11 protein-coding genes are annotated in these 15,854 nt (G+C 60.3%); 1 reads left to right on the top strand and 10 read right to left on the bottom strand.

Translation table 11 applies throughout. From position 1 onward, the window contains the following. Window positions 1-37: 37 nt before the first annotated feature. The 8 genes from tssG to ACV229_RS21010 form a co-directional block, all read right to left on the bottom strand. Window positions 38-1,054: a type VI secretion system baseplate subunit TssG gene (gene tssG, locus ACV229_RS21045; RefSeq protein ID WP_448085134.1), complete on the bottom strand. Its 1,017-nt coding sequence runs from the start codon at window positions 1,052-1,054 to the stop codon at window positions 38-40. A gap of 62 nt (window positions 1,055-1,116) precedes the next feature. Beyond that, window positions 1,117-2,931 carry a type VI secretion system baseplate subunit TssF gene (gene tssF, locus ACV229_RS21040; RefSeq protein ID WP_448085029.1) on the bottom strand — a complete coding sequence of 605 codons (1,815 nt, stop codon included), beginning with the start codon at window positions 2,929-2,931 and terminating at the stop codon, window positions 1,117-1,119. A 16-nt stretch (window positions 2,932-2,947) separates the two neighbouring features. After that, window positions 2,948-6,484 carry an ImcF-related family protein gene (locus tag ACV229_RS21035; RefSeq protein ID WP_448085028.1) on the bottom strand — a complete coding sequence of 1,179 codons (3,537 nt, stop codon included), beginning with the start codon at window positions 6,482-6,484 and terminating at the stop codon, window positions 2,948-2,950. After that, window positions 6,485-7,774 carry a hypothetical protein gene (locus ACV229_RS21030; RefSeq protein WP_448085027.1) on the bottom strand — a complete coding sequence of 430 codons (1,290 nt, stop codon included), beginning with the start codon at window positions 7,772-7,774 and terminating at the stop codon, window positions 6,485-6,487. Window positions 7,775-7,952: 178 nt separating this feature from the next. Continuing rightward, complete coding sequence (locus ACV229_RS21025; RefSeq protein WP_448085133.1) at window positions 7,953-9,896, bottom strand: T6SS effector phospholipase Tle3 domain-containing protein; 1,944 nt, start codon at window positions 9,894-9,896, stop codon at window positions 7,953-7,955. A 60-nt stretch (window positions 9,897-9,956) separates the two neighbouring features. Further along, on the bottom strand, window positions 9,957-10,691 hold the full coding sequence (locus ACV229_RS21020; RefSeq protein WP_448085026.1) for a T6SS immunity protein Tli3 family protein: 735 nt from the start codon (window positions 10,689-10,691) through the stop codon (window positions 9,957-9,959). 27 nt (window positions 10,692-10,718) lie between these two features. Then, window positions 10,719-11,951, bottom strand: coding sequence for a T6SS effector phospholipase Tle3 domain-containing protein (locus ACV229_RS21015; RefSeq protein WP_448085025.1), 1,233 nt, complete (start codon window positions 11,949-11,951; stop codon window positions 10,719-10,721). Window positions 11,952-12,002: 51 nt separating this feature from the next. Next, the gene (locus tag ACV229_RS21010) at window positions 12,003-12,692 is read right to left on the bottom strand and encodes a T6SS immunity protein Tli3 family protein (protein WP_448085024.1); all 690 of its coding nucleotides are present in this window, start codon (window positions 12,690-12,692) and stop codon (window positions 12,003-12,005) included. Here ACV229_RS21010 and ACV229_RS21005 point away from each other — a divergent pair. After that, the gene (locus tag ACV229_RS21005; protein ID WP_448085023.1) at window positions 12,674-12,982 is read left to right on the top strand and encodes a hypothetical protein; all 309 of its coding nucleotides are present in this window, start codon (window positions 12,674-12,676) and stop codon (window positions 12,980-12,982) included. The two genes, ACV229_RS21010 and ACV229_RS21005, sit on opposite strands and share 19 nt — an antisense overlap. Before the next feature lie 78 nt (window positions 12,983-13,060). Here ACV229_RS21005 and ACV229_RS21000 read toward each other — a convergent pair whose 3' ends face one another. Together ACV229_RS21000 and ACV229_RS20995 are read right to left on the bottom strand one after the other, a co-directional pair. Continuing rightward, window positions 13,061-15,037 (bottom strand): T6SS effector phospholipase Tle3 domain-containing protein, encoded by a 1,977-nt coding sequence (locus tag ACV229_RS21000; RefSeq protein WP_448085022.1) that lies wholly within the window; start codon window positions 15,035-15,037, stop codon window positions 13,061-13,063. Window positions 15,038-15,061: 24 nt separating this feature from the next. Next, window positions 15,062-15,772 carry a T6SS immunity protein Tli3 family protein gene (locus tag ACV229_RS20995; protein ID WP_448085021.1) on the bottom strand — a complete coding sequence of 237 codons (711 nt, stop codon included), beginning with the start codon at window positions 15,770-15,772 and terminating at the stop codon, window positions 15,062-15,064. Window positions 15,773-15,854 lie beyond the last annotated feature (82 nt).

Here is a 15,854-nt window from a genome sequence, read left to right as displayed (position 1 = left end):
CCTGCATCGCGTTGTCCTGCCAAATGGTGTGTTGGGCTCATGCGGCTTTTGTCGCCCCGCTCCAGCGCCCCAGTTGCACCGATGTCACGCGTGGGCGTCCGTGCTGCACGCTGGGCGGTGTGCCAAGTTGTGTGGTCAGACCCAACTTCGCCTGACCAGGCGCCAACAACGGCTCGGGCATCAAGTCCGGGTGCACCTGCATCTCCAGCAGCGCTTCGCTTTCGTATCCCAGGTAGAAGCGCAGTAGCGCGGTGATCTGGCGGTACGCAGCTTGCCCCGGCACAAGCGCCGCGACCGTCGCACGCGTGTGCGGCGTGATGACGACGCGCACCGTGTTCGCCCTATCGTAAAACCCGCGTCCAAGCAAGCACTGCTCGCCCAGCGCCGCCGGTTCGAAATCGTTGACGGCACGCCACACCGGATAGAACTCCTCAACCGTGATGGCGGCGTCCGGTATCGCGTGTTTCAGCACGCCGGCGAGCCCTTCCGCGGTGCGCGTCTTCTGAGTGGCCAGTCCGAGCATCGACAACAACGTGCGCGTACCGACACCCGGCGGAAGCCCCCGGTCCGGTGCACGCGTGTCCGGCGATCGGAACCCGAGGCCGACAAAACTGAGCACGCCGCGCGAGACCGTATCGAAGCCATCTGGCTGGAAGCCGGCCGGATACCGGTATTTGCGCCAGATGCGGTAGAACTGCATTGCGATGCGATGGTGGAACAAGTCCAGGAACGCGGACAGCGGCTCGGCGCCGTCGCGGTTCTGCGCGACCTCGTCCACGAAATACGTTGGCATGCGCGCGTCGACGCCGTACAGGCCGAGGAACGTCGTGCGAACGGCCGGCGGTGCGTCAGGGTCGTCGACGTCGTATTCGACCGCATCGATCTCGCGCGCCGGAAATCCCAGCTGAGCACGGGACCGGAAGCGAATCGGATCCGTTACAGGTGAATCGGTCGTCCCCAGCGGCGCGGCATCGGGTGCAGCCATTTCGATCAGCGCGCAGAAGCGATAGAAATTCATCCTGTGTGCCTGACCCAGCAACGCCGGCAACAGCATCCGGTCCGCCAGGGTCGGTGGCAAGGTAGTCAGGCTGCGCTCGGACTGATACGCGGGGGCGTTCAAAACGGTGCTCCTTCACCCTTCGTATCAGACCATTCGAGGCGCTGGCCGGTCGGCTGCGACACGATGACGAGCTTCGTGTACAGGTTGACCGTCGCATACAGACCCAGGAACCGATTGAGCATGGCACCGAACAGTTCGAGGTCGCCGTCGCCCGCAAAGTGCGTGCTGTCGATCGTCACCGCAATCTCGACACCGCGCATCAATCCACCCTTCACGAGCTTCTGCAACTGCCGATGCCGCACGTCGGTGATCGCCTCGATGCGGCGACGATTCAACTCTCCGTCGGTCCAGTCGTACAGGGCGAGGGAACCGCGCAGAATCTCCGCGTCGAGCAGCGACAGGTAGTTGGGCGCCAGATGAGACAGCACGCGCCACTGGAAACGGTCCCCGGTCGGCGGATACACCGGTAATGTCGGGGCAGTCAGATTGCGCACCGACGCGATGTTCGTAAAACCTGTCCGCATGCGCGTGATGCTGGCGTCCCGCAACGCCTTGCGCGGCAGCATGCCGTTGGTGCCCGTGACTGACAGCGACAGCGTCTCCTGCGGTAGCGCGTGTTCAGTTTCCCAAGCATGGCCGCCGAGTACCACCCAGGTATCGAAGCGTCCTGACGGTGCCCGCCGCACATGCGCATGAAAATAGCGCTCCGGCATCGCATGGCGCATCATGCCGCCGCGATGGCGAAACGCCGCGAACGGCACATATTCGAAGCGCCGGCCGCGCTCGATGCCGTGCACCGCGTCGACCGAGTAGATGTCGACCAGTGGCCCGTGCTGCTCGCGCGCCCGTACCCGGTATTCGGTCTCGAACTGCGTGACCTTGACCGGATCGGCCTGGACAGGAAACAGGTTGATGATCGGTGTGCAGTAGAGCCGCACATTCTCCGCATTGAAGCGCATGTCGTCCTGCCACGGCTTTGCCAGCACGATGTCGACGTCGACGTAGGGGACGGACGCGGGAAGCGCCTGAATGTCGAGCCCGAGCAGGTCGACGAACATGAACTTCTCGGGGAACGTGAAATACTCCAGCAGCAACTGATATCCGCCGAACGTGTTGTCGGCTTTCGGCCACAGGCGCTCGTCGCCCGCGAAGCCGGCCGCTTCCATCCGCAGCCCCGGCATAGCCTGAGGCGCGCCGGGACGATCCTCCGGGAACCCCGGGACGCGCACGTGCATCGCGAGTGGTTTCCCCGTGAGCGCCGCGTGCAGCGCAAGGGCAATGGGACGATCCGCGTCGAGATACAGCCGCAGGCGCGGCATATGCAATCGTTCGCGCTGGGCCTGCTGTTGGATAGCCAGACGAAACCGGATCACGGAACGACCGTCTTCGCGTGCCCATGCCCCTGCTTCGGTGAGCGTCAGCGGATACAGGTCGATCGACTGTGTCGTGCGGTAGACGCATTCGACGTTTGTGGTCGCCCCTTCGCCAGTGCCCGTCGCGATCGGTCCGGATGTAACCTCGAGCCCGGCCGCGAGCGTCTCGGGCTTCTGCAACGCGCCCATGTCCGGCGTGAGTTCGAGGATCGACAGCGACGGAATCATGCGCAGGTAGTGCGGCCAGAGCATGCTGACGAGCCCTTCGGTCAGTTCGGGCAGTTCGTCGTCGAGTTTGTGGCGCAGTCGCCCCATCAGGAACGCGAAGCCCTCGAGCAGTCGCTCCACATGCGGGTCGCGCTCGCCACCGCGATCCAGGCCCAGCTCGCGTGCCCGATCGGGGAACGCGTCAGCGAATTCCCGGCCGGCTTCGCGCAAATAGCGCATTTCTGCCTCGTAATAGCGCAGGATCTCGTTGTCCTTGATGGCGTTCGTCATCTTTTGTCCTGTTGAGTCATTCCGGCAGTGACCCGCCCGGGATCGGCACGGACGCGTCGCGAACTGCAGCGAGTGCGCCCCGCGGCAACGGCGGCGGAACGGACGCCGTGCCGCCAATGCGTGGTGCAGCGGCGCGGGTCACAAAAATGCGCGATGGCAGAACGAAACCACGGAGCGCCAGCAGATCGAGCGGCCCCTTGCCGACGTCGGTGCGCATCAGGTAGGTGAGTGGATACGTAAGCGACGACGGTGCGGGCATGAGCGGCGCCTGCGCGGTCAACGCATCCGGATCGTCCGGCTTGGCGACCGATCGCTTTGCTTGCAGAGCAAGTGGCAAGGCTTGCCAGGTCAGCTGGTAGGTGGAAGTATCCACGGGCGTCACGTGTGCACGCTCCAGCAGGCGCACGAGCGCCCAGCGACCGCCGAATTCGAGGTTCAGGTTCGTGCCGGCCTGCTCGGTTTGCCATTCGAGTCGCGTTCCGGCCGTCTGTGCGTCGTTCGACGGCCACTTGAGCGTCTGCCACACTTCCTGTTGGTTGTAATAGTGCAGCTTCTGCCCGTCGATGGTCAGGAGCGTATCGGTTATGCCCGGAGTGGGCACAGGTTTGAGATCGAACGCATATTGAGGCTCGCCCTGCGCGAGCAGGTAAGCGGCGATCCGCTGCAACGTGTTGATGGCGTCGAGGAAGGCTGGATCGATCGTGCGTACCGCACTGCTTGCGCCGGAGCCGCTCGACGCCGGCACCCATTGATCGCCCTGCAGCGTCAGCACGCCCGCCAGTTGCGTCGCCAGGAATGAACCGACGAGCCCGCCCTGCGGGCGCAGGAAGCGCGCCAGTTCAGGCAGCGACGCGTCGTTGGCCGTGTTCGCGAACGGATAGCGGCCGGCAAATGACTGATTCCAGGTCGCGACGATCGTCTGGCGCCACGCGTCGTTGAGGCTTGCCTGGGCGGGCTCGAGAACGGCCTGCGTGGCCTGCGCAATGGGCCGCACGAACAGCGCCTGCCCCATCCCGGTCCACTGCTCGCCAAGGCTGGCCGCGACGAGCTGGGCATAGGCGAGCGTATCGGCCAGTTCCGAACTCCTGCCCTGAAACAGCGACTGTGCGAGCTGCCGGGCTTCGCTGTCGACGTCCGGACTGTCGGCAATCTGCTGCAGCTTCAAGCGCAGCGTCGTGATGCGCTCGGTGAAGCGCTGCAGGCTAAGGTCACTGGTGACGTTGGCGGTGGCAGCATTGCCGGATGCAACCAGGCGCAGCACGGGTCCGAACGATGCGCCCAACGGCCCGGCCGGATCGGGGCTTGCAGCTTGCGGTGCGGCGTCCTTGCTGGCGAGGAGACTCTGCGCTTTGGTCACCAGCGTGTCGGATAGCGAGGTCCGCACCGCGCCGGCGCCGCCTTGGTATTCGAGCGATTTCATCAGTGCGATCACGGGCGACTGACGTGAATCGGCGATCAGCTTCAACTGAGCGATGGCCGCCGGTAGCGTTGGCGCTGGCTCGCACGCGATGCCGTTCATGAAGGTCTGCCAATATTCCGCGTAATCCGCGAAGTACCGCGCGCGCAGCGCGGCTCGCAACGCGTCGGGCGTCGTTGCCGACGCGCTGCGATTGGCGCCGCCCGTTCCGAGCACCCAGTCAGCGGTCACGCCGTTGCGTTTGGCCGCTTCGTCGATCGACGCCTCGATCGTGCCGTCCCAAGCCTGACGCGTAAATACACCGGGAACGCTCGCTGAGGTCCGCAACAACCCTCGGGTGTCGGTTCCAGCGGTCAACGAAGCGAGCGTCTGATCGGGATATTTGCGTCCGACCGAATCGAGGATTCCTTGGTAAATCGTGTCGTCCGAGTTCTTGACGCCGATCACGGCGAGCAGCGTCTGGCGAGCGCCGCCGACAAGCTCGTCACGCGATGCGATGCGCCAATCGGGGTGCGCGCTCAGGCGCTGCGCGTAGAACGTCAGCAGCCGCTGAGACAGGTCGAGTTTTTCGCCTGGCGACAGACCTGCACCACCGCTCCAGTATCGGACGAGCTGCGGTGTCAGGAACGCGGCATCGGCACGTGTCGGCTCGGCCATCATGAGGTACGTTTTGAGTGCGGCATGACCGTCGCGCGCGAAACGGCTCACCTGATCATCGACCTGCGTCGTCGGCATCTGGGTCAGATCGACCAGTTGAGCCTCGATGTCCTGCTGCACGGGCGCGACGAGTTGAGGGCGCGCTTCGCGTGCGTAAGGCGCCCACAGTGCGGTGAGCACGTCTTGATCGTGATTCAGGCCAAAGCGAGAAAAGAGCGTCGGATGCTGGACGCGCGCTTCATAAAATTCGATGCGTTGCTGGAGCGCGAGCAGTGCTCGCAGACGGGTCGCCGGATCATTCGCGCCATTGAATGCGCGCAGCACGTCATGCGTGAGCGCCAGGCCACGCGCATTCGTCAGGCCCGAGACCAGCATGCCGCCACCCCACAACCCGACGGCCGCCAGTGCGATCACGCACAGCACCGTGATCGGATGCGCCGCCATGCGGCGGCCCGGCGTGCGCTTCGCGGCGTCGGTCAGATATCGCCATAACGGGTAGTGAAGACTGTCGGGTCCGGTGGCGACTGTTCCGGCAGCAGGCCATGGCGCGAAGAACACGCCGGCAATCGGCAACGGGCGCCGTTGCCAGTCGGACAGATTCGCGATCCAGCGCGCCAGCGGCCCGCTGCGGGTATCGAGCCGGGTCGACAGGTCCGATGCGTAGCGGTCGTCGCCGTTGCGCGCGAGTTGCGTGATGCTCACGTCCGCCAAACGGTGACGAAGCTCGAGCAGCGCAGCTTCGATGGCGGGCGCGTCGGTGGATCGAGAGAATTCGCAACCGGTGACCGGCGTGTCGGCGTGGCGAGCGGCATCCGCGCCGGCGAGATCGAGAACGAAGACCGGTGCAGACCAATGCAGCAAACGCGCGATGCACGCGAGGTGAACGCCCCAGGAACGCGTGCCGCGGACTGCATCCTGTAACGGCGCCATGCCGTCGAGCGTCAGCACGATCGCATCCACCGGGCGCGCGCGGCGAAAGCGGCAGATCTGCTTCAACCACGCTTCGTCGGGCCGACCGTCCGGCCCCGCGCGTCCCCACAGCAATACCGCGTCGTCGGTGAGGAGCCAGCCGCGCTCGGCGAGTTCGGGCAGCAGCCGGCCAATGGCCGCGTCATCGCCCGCCAGCAACAGCCACGGTCGGCGATAGCGCCAGCGAAGGCCGTGCGTGGCGCGAAGCGTCGATGAGAGTCCGTCCAGGACGCTGGCTCGATCGCGTCGATCTGTTCCCGTGCCAGTGCCGCCACGATTGTCGTTCAGCCATTGCGACAAGCGACGCTCCGCAACCCGGAAGCGTGTAACCGCCTTCCAGATCGCCACGAACAGCGCAATCCCGGAGGCTGCGGCCAGTACGCGCCATGCGAACCCCTGAACCTCGGGAGACGCGAAAGCACCCCACTCCCCGCCAATCCAGATGACCAGGCCGGCAAGCAGGGCAATCAACCCGATCAGCAGTACGTCGAACCAGAATTTGCGATCCATTTACAAGCTCGCAGCAGAAGAAGGACGATCTGTCGTCCGAACCACGCTCAGGATCGACTCGCGACCGCTTTGCCTTGCGACCAGTTGCGGTCCGCCGAATGACTGCGCGAAGTCGCACGCGCATGCGAGTGCGAGCCAGTCGGCCGCGATGCCGCTGTCGCCGACGGTCCGGTCAAGATCGTGCTCCCCGGATATTCGCTGGTCCGCCATCAGCGTGATGCCGCCGGCACGCGTCGCACCCAGCAACGCCTGTTGGCCAACGCGGTCGAAACCCGAATGCCACAGATGGTGGATTGCGCCTGCATCCGTTTCTCCCCATTGCACCGCAAATCCCAACGTGTCGCGCAGCGTCGCGACAGTTCCTTGTCGTGGCCGATGAATCTGCGCCACCGGCGCGAGCCGACTGCGTTGGGCAACGTCTTCCGGCGCCATGAGCAGCGCGACACCCGCCTCTGCGCTGCCCTTCGTCGGTCGCCCTGCCATCAGGCTGTGCAATTCGATCACGACGAGCAGCGTCGCATGATCGCGAGCGTCGCCTGGCGGTGCGTCGAGCCACGCGTCGAGCGACATGAGACCGGGGGCCTTGGGCTCGTTGGTGACAGAGACGTCGCGCAGGTCTCGTTCGCGCCATGCCAGCCGAAAGCGCTCTTCGACGCTCTCGGTGAGCGCCGGGGCGGCGACGTGCATTCTCACAACAAGCGGCAAGGCCGGAGGAAGCGTCCCGATCGGCCCCACGACCGGCTCGAGCAGTTTGGCAATCAGGTCGTCCAGCACGGCAAGCTGGCGACTCGTGTCGTAGTCCGCGGGCGTTTCACCCACCGTGTAGGGCAATGCATTGAACCACCGCGCTTCGATCGCTGTGGTCTTGTCCGGCGTCGATTGCGACTTCAGCAGCAGATCGCCGCTTGCGATGGCCGACGCCTTGTTCTCGGCTTCGTCATGTGAAAAACAGTGCGCGCCGGCCAGAAGCACGATCGGACGGCTCTCCACGCGAAAGACACCGGCAACGTGGGCGTCGCGTCTGGCATCCCAGGACTTCGCCGCGCGCTCCAGGCCGGCGTAGGCGCAGAAACGGATCACTATGACCGTCGATGCGGCGACAAGCGGCACGCCCACCACCGCGATCCAGAACAAGGGCGTTGCCGTCGGAAGATGCCGTGGCCATATCAGCAACCCGATCGCCATGCCGGTCAACGCGCACGCAAGGAACACCACCGCCCAGCGCAGACGCGAAGGCGGGGGTGGCAATGGAGCCGCCGGCGGCGGCAACGATGACATCTCGATAGCCATGGTGAACGTGGAAAAATTGGATAGGGCGCTGAACGTTTCCGTGCTTGCTGTCGTGAAGCAACGGGAGAGGCGCGCGTGCAATGGCGCGGTTGTGGGATAGTCGCGGCGCGCATGCGGGCTTTTCGCTGCTAATCCGCCAATCGGAGGTAGTGTCCGGGTTCGTACCGCCGGATTCCTGTCAAGCCACACGATCGGATCCCGGCCGGCTCAGCCCGTACAGTCTGCGCACGCGTTCGATATCTTCCTGGGCCGCTTTTCGCGTTTCGGGATCGACGCCCGCGGGACGAGAATCGTCCTCGAAGTCACCGCCCTTCTCGTATGCGGCATCGCTGCCCGGCTCCAGCCAGTCCGCTTGCTTGATCAACTGTTTCCAGAATGCACGGTTGCTGAAGCTGTCGGCCCGGCCGATGGGCAGGTCGTAAGCGAGAATTCGCCGAGCCAGTTCGCCTTCAAGATGCGAAAAGATCGTGCTGTGATTGGTCGGAATTGCGTCCGTCGTATCCAGTTCGTGCTCGATCTCGGCATCGGTCTGGCGACGCCTGCGCGGACGCTTGTCGTATGGATTCGGTTCGTCGTCCACCCACTTTCGCTTCTCGTACAGCAACTCCTCGTAGTATTCAAAATCCTCTGTCTTGGACAGTTTTTTCCGTCTATTTGGATCGGGGTCGAGATCTTCGTTGAAGTCGTACATCAGATCGGCGGACATCGGATTGGGCACCCGGGGGCCGTTGACGTAGATCTTGTCGTCCTTGCCGATCGATGCCATCTCGCCAACCAGTCCCGCGATTTTCGGCGACGGAGGTATCCACAACGGTCTGCCATCGGTCGGATGGCGCGGCGTTCCGGGGCCGTCTCCCTGATCGGGCGTGCTTCCGACCGGGTACGCGCGCATGAATTGACGCTGGAACAGAACGCCTGCGTATTTCTTGAACGGCTCGACCTTCCCTTGCGGGGTGTTCGGATCGGGCAGCCAGTAGTCCACACCTTTCCAGCCGATACTTTGCAGAGGTGTGGAACCCATGACACGATCATGCGGCGAACAGTAGACAAACAGGCGCCCGTGGTTGCGGTGGTCTTCCTGGCCCGGCACCGGTTGCTCCGTGGAGACGGACGGACTCCACTTCATACGCGCTTCGGGTTCATATTCGGTGGAGGACACCGGATCGTTCCCGGGGCCATCCGCTTCACCGGCCGTCGATACGGCCTGTCCATCGGTCCGCTGCTGGGTCTCGATATCCAGCCACCCGCCAACCCCTTCGAGCTGCTTTTCGGTCGTCTTCCGCGCGGCGTCGCTTTGCGACGCCTTGAAACGGTCGAGAATGTTGAAAAACGTCTTGACGCGCGAACGCGCGGTCGGCGCGTCGTTCCCCATCGTCACACCGTCGGTGACTTTGTCCTCAAAGCAATACGGCGAATTGCACAGAAACAGCGTATCCGGCACCCGCTCGACGTAAAGCATCGCCAGCGCGGCCACCATGGTGCCCTGGCTGTGGCTTACCACGGCAACGGTGTCGTCCGGATACCATTTGTAGATCAAGTCGATCAGCTCTGCGAGCCGCTTCGACGCGTTCACGTAATACGTCCGCTTCGGGGCCTCGTTCAGCGGACGGTCCCGCTCGGGGTTGATATGAGGACTGCCGAGATCGACTACGCCCAGGACCGTTGGATCGAACCCTTTGTGCCACGACATGTTCAATGCCGTTGTGCCGTTCTGAAACGGTCCACCGCCCCAGTAGTAGGTGCCCTTCACGCACTTCCCGGGGCTCTTGAATGAATACGGCGAATAGGTATACGACCCGGGGGAGCCTTCGCGCTTCATCAGCGGAATCTTGTATCGAAACGTGCCCTTGCTCGTCTCGGATTCAGGAGCGCGGTAGCCCCAGTAGAAGCGAATTACAGGGCTATTATTGAGCTTCTCCAATACCCGCTTATCATTTTTCACTATCTTGTTAGCGACCAGATCGTTGCGTCCCAACCGCTCGTTGAGACCGTCGATAATGCCTGACTCTGTTGCCTCGTACCACTCCCCCTCGGAATTGACACCATGCACGAATATCACAACGCATGGCATTGGCCGCGCAACCGGAACTAGCGTCGTATTCTCGGAACCAGGCACACACATCGATTCGCCAACAAAATTAGGCGTATCCATCCTATCTGAATAAGACATAAAATGACCATTTTATTTGTTTTCGTTGACAATCTCTCCACATATCCACCTGCTTTTCCCGGACGGCGACCGTATCCCACGTGGAACATCATTTGACGCAATCGACTTTCCTCGCGCCCCCCAACGATACGGTTCAGTCTTAATTTCCTCGGCCATATTGAAGACGTTAACCTGACTCATATCCATGTCTTCATACGTAACAGGCGGAAGCTTTTTGGGATCAACATAACCCAAGAGCGGATTAAAATCCGTTAATTTTCGGCGAATATCCATTGAATACAACATACTCCCTTTAACCAGCACCCCATCATTCGACATTGAATAGCCTCCGAGCAAGAACGATTTGAAAGTTTGCCCCTCATCATTTGAATAATAGATGTAGAGAAGCGACCCTCTAATTTGCGAAAACTCAATTACAGGTATTACGACATAGTCCGAATCAATTGCGTAGTATCCACTGTACGCGCCATTACCCAATGTCAACCCGGATGCCGCAACGTCGGTGCGTACACCGAGACGCGTGTCGTAGTACCAGATCATCCCTGCACAGTTACGGCTGCCTTGAATCGTGATGTAACGATGATCATCGATTCGATAAACCAAGCGTTCCGGATAAGAGGAGATCGGCGTTCCTCTGGCAGCGGGATTCGTCATCCCCGACGGAATGCCGGGCGGAATCAGCAAGGAGCACGCGGTGAGCAACACGAGGCTCAGCGCCGATATAGCCCGCAAGAAATATCGATTCATTTGAATGCCTGTCCTGTTGGCGAGTGTTCACGAAAAAGCGACACGACCTTCCTTGCGGGTGTTCGGATCGAGTAGCAAGTAGTCCACACCTTTCCAGCCGATACTTTGCAGAGGCGTGGAACCCATGACGCGATCATGCGGCGAACAGTAGACAAACAGACGCCCGTGGTTGCGGTGGTCTTCCTGGCCCGGCACCGGTTGCTCCGTGGAGACCGACGGACTCCACTTCATACGCGCTCCGGGTTCATATTCAGTGGAGGACACTGGATCGTTCCCGGGGCCATCCGCTTCACCGGCCGTCGATACGGCCTGTCCATCGGTCCGCTCCTGGGTCTCGATATCCAGCCATCCGCCAACCCCTTCGAGCTGCTTTTCGGTCGTCTTCCGCGCGGAATCGCTTTGCGACGCCTTGAAAAGGTCGAGAACGTTGAAAAACGTCCTGACGCGTGAACGCGCCGTCGGCGCGTCGTTCCCCATCATCACACCGTCGGTGACTTTGTCCTCAAAGCAATACGGCGAATTGCACAGAAACAGCGTATCCGGCACCCGCTTGACGTAAAGCATGGCCAGCGCCGCCACCATGGTGCCCTGGCTGTGGCTTACCACGGCAACGGTATCGTCCGGATACCATTCGTAGATCAAGTCGATCAGCTTTGCGAGCCGCTTCGACGCGTTCACGTAATACGTCCGCTTCGGGGCCTCGTTCAGCGGACGGTCCCGCTCGGGGTTGATATGAGGACTGCCGAGATCGACTACGCCCAGGACCTTGGGATCGAACCCTTTGTGCCACGACATGTTCAATGCCGTCGTACCGTTCTGAAACGGTCCACCGCCCCAGTAGTAGGTGCCGTCTTCGTTGGTTTCAGGGTGCTTGAACGAATACGGAGGATAGGCATAGGACCCGGGGGAGCCCGTGCGCTTCATCAGCGGAATCTTGTATCGAAACGTGCCCTTGCTCGTCTCGGATTCAGGAGCGCGGTAGCCCCAGTAGAAGTGGATTACCGGGCTGTTGCGTAAAGACTTAATCGTCCGCCCATCACCGCTATATGTATTGGATTCGAAATCCACCCTGCCGAGACGATCGTTCAGGCCTTCTATCAAGCCGTTTTCAGCATGTTCGTACCATTCGCCCTCGGAATTAACTCCATGCACAAAGATTACTACACATGGCATAGGTCGTTGCATTGGCACCAAGGTTGTATTGCCGTCGCCCGGCACGCACATTGACTCTGCAATAAATGTCTGATTTACATCACCCATTTTCAACCCTTAAATTCAATTCATCATATTTTTGCTACGCAGGTCAAAAACCTACTGTCCGTTTATAGCAGTAGGACACGTCCACGTGGTCAAATTTGATGGTGACTTGAGCGCAAACGGAACCCGTCGATATTCGATGAACTGCCCATTAGGTGGTAACGCATACCGAGAATCGTCCACTGCAACATCCTGGCTAATGTCATAGAATCTCGCGGTATAAATATCGTTCGGCGGCCGGCGATCTCTCCGAGTAAGGTAAAGCGATTTACCATCCAAAATTACGACGTTCTCGATGCTGCTATATTTTCCAGAAACGTACGCCCCCCATAAAAATGACTTGAATGTACGCCCACCATCATGTGAATAATAGATGTATAGCAACGGACCGATCCTCTGAGAAAATTCGATCGCTGGTATCACCACATATTCCGAGTTGACCGCGTAGTAACCGCCGAATGCACCAGTACCCAAAGTCAACCCCGTTGCCGCAATGTCGGTGCGTACACCGAGACGCGTGTCGTAGTACCAGATCATCCCTACACAGTTACGGTTGCCTTGAATCGTGATGTAACGGTGATCGTCGATTCGATAAACCAAGCGCTCCGGATAGGAGGAGATCGGCGTTCCTCTGGCAGCGGGATTGGTCATCCCCGACGGAATGCCGGGCGGAATCAGTGAGGTGCACGCGGTGAGCAACACGAGGCTCAGCGCCGAAGCAACACGTGAAAAGTATCGATTCATCTAATTACCTTTCCAGCTGTCAAATAAAAAAAGGCGTTGCCATCGGAAGATGCCGTGGCCATATCAGCAACCCGATCGCCATGCCGGTCAACGCGCACACAAGGAACACGACCGCCCAGCGCAGACGCGAAGGCGGGGGTGGCAATGGAGCCGCCGGCGGCGGCGACGACGACGACATCTCGATAGCCATGGTGAACGTGGATAAATTGGATAGGGCGCTGAACGTCTCCGTGCTTGCTGTCGTGAAGCAATGGGAGATGCGCGCGTGCAATGGAGCCGTTGTGGGATAGTCGCGACGCGCATGTGGGCCTTTCGCTGCCATTCCGCCGATCAGCGACAGTGTCCGGGGCCGTACCGCCGGATTCCGGTCAGGCCGCACGATCGGATCCCGGTTGGCTCAACCCGTACAGTCTGCGCACGCGTTCGATATCTTCCTGGGCCACTTTTCGCGTCTCGGGATCGACGCCCGCGGGAGGAGGATCGGCCTTGAAGTTGCCGCCTTTCTCGTATGCGGCATCGCTGCCCGGCTCCAGCCAGTCCGCTTGCTTGATCAACTGTTTCCAGAATGCACGGTTGCTGAAGCTGTCGGCTCGGCCGATGGGCAGGTCGTAAGCGAGAATCCGCCGAGCCAGTTCGCCTTCAAGATGCGAAAAGATCGTGCTGTGATTGGTCGGAATTGCGTCCGTCGTATCCAGCTCGTGCTTGATCTCGGCATCGGTCTGGCGACGCCTGCGCGGACGCTTGTCGTATGGATTCGGTTCGTCGTCCACCCACTTGCGCTTTTCGTACAGCAACTCCTTGTAATATTTAAAATCCTTGGTCTCGGACAGCTTTTCCCGTTTGTTTGGATCAGGGTCGAGATCTTCGTTGAAGTCGTACATCAGATCAGCGGACATCGGATTGGGCACCCGGGGGCCGTTGACGTAGATCTTGTCGTCCTTGCCGATCGATGCCATCTCGTCAACCAGCCCCGCGATTTTCGGCGACGAAGGTATCCACAACGGTCTGCCATCGGTCGGATGGCGCGGCGTTCCGGGGCCGTCTCCCTGATCGGGCGTGCTTCCGACCGGGTACGCGCGCATGAATTGACGCTGGAACAGAACGCCTGCGTATTTCTTGAACGGCTCGACCTTCCCTTGATGGGTGTTCGGATCGGGCAGCCAGTAGTCCACACCTTTCCAGCCGATACTTTGCAGAGGCGTGGAACCCATGACGCGATCATGCGGCGAGCAGTAGACAAATAGCCGCCCATGGTTGCGGTGGTCTTCCTGGCCCGGCACCGGTTGCTCCGTGGGGACGGACGGACTCCACTTCATACGCGCTCCGGGCTCGTATTCGGTGGAGGACATAGGTTCGTTTCCGGGGCCATCCGCTTCACCGGCCGTCGATACGGCCTGTCCATCGGTCCGCTCCTGGGTCTCGATATCCAGCCATCCGCCAACCCCTTCGAGCTGCTTTTCAGTCGTCTTCCGCGCAGAATCGCTTTGCGACGCCTTGAAAAGGTCGAGAACGTTGAAAAACGTCCTGACGCGTGAACGCGCCGTCGGCGCCTCGTTCCCCATCATCACACCGTCGGTGACTTTGTCCTCAAAGCAATACGGCGAATTGCACAGAAACAGCGTATCCGGCACCCGCTTGACGTAAAGCATGGCCAGCGCCGCCACCATGGTGCCCTGGCTGTGGCTTACCACGGCAACGGTGTCGTCCGGATACCATTTGTAGATCAAGTCGATCAGCTCTGCGAGCCGCTTCGACGCGTTCACGTAATACGTCCGCTCCGGAGATTTGTTCAGCGGACGGTCCCGCTCGGGGTTGATATGTGGGCTGCCGATATTGACTACGCCCAGGACCTTGGGATCGAACCCTTCGTGCCACGACATGTTCAATGCCGTTGTGCCGTTCTGAAACGGTCCACCGCCCCAGTAGTAGGTGCCTTCTTCGTTGGTTTCAGGGTGCTCGAACGAATACGGAGGATAGGTATATGAACCGGGAGAGCCCGTGCGCGTCTTCAGCGGAATCTTGTATTGGAACGTGCCCTTGCTCGTCTCGGATTCAGGAGCGCGGTAGCCCCAGTAGAAGTGGATTACAGGACTATTACGCAAACTCAAAAGCGTACGCGTATCTGCAGTATATTCATTCCTCACTAGGTCGACCCGACCAAGGCGGTCATTCAATCCCGCCACAATACCTTTCTCGGCAAAGTAATACCATTCCCCATCCGAATTGACGCCGTGAACAAATATGACGACGCAAGGCATAGGCCGTTGCATCGGTACATGCGTGGTGTTGCTGTCCCCGGGAACACACATTGATTCAGCGAGAAACTTTGGCTGTGCATTGTCCATGCTCATCTCATTAACTCAACAATGTTATTTGTTTGGCACACCACTACGAATCGATTGCGAATCCACCAATGCATCGCAAGTCCATCTAGTTACCCCAGAAGGAGATCTAATGGATAGGGGAACTTGACGCGGATCAATCCTCGCCTCTTCGGAGTTGACTACAAGCCGGTCATCGCCAACTGATATATCACGACTTAGATCGTAGCGGTATGCCAAGTACAGTGCCCCGCGCATTCCCTTAGGTGCACCTGACCTTCGGCCAACATACAGATCTTCTCCATTCAACACGACCACATTGTCGTCTGCGCTATCCCCACCCCACAGGAACGACTTGAATGTACGTCCACCATCACGTGAGTAATAGATGTAGAGCAACGGGCCACTCATCTGAGAAAATGCGATCGCCGGTATTACCACGTATTCCGAATTGACCGCGTAGTACCCGTGAAATGCACCGCTGCCCAAGGTCAACCCTGTTGCCGCAACGTCGGTGCGTACACCGAGACGCGTGTCGTAGTACCAGATCATCCCTGCACAGTTACGGCTGCCTTGAATCGTGATGTAACGATGATCATCGATTCGATAAACCAAGCGTTCCGGATAGGAGGAGATCGGCGTTCCTCTGGCAGCAGGATTGGTCATCCCCGACGGAATGCCGGGCGGAATCAGCAAGGAGCACGCGGTGAGCAACGTAAGGCTTAATGCCGAAACAGCAAGCAAGAAATATCGATTCATCTGAATTCCAGTTCTGTTGCCAAGAGTCGCTAACACGACCCGGCAAATCGAAGATTTGCGGTTGAGACGAGGCGCCGGGCCG

This window comes from Burkholderia sp. MR1-5-21, from assembly GCF_053427715.1.
This window is presented reverse-complemented; position numbering and strand designations above follow the sequence as displayed.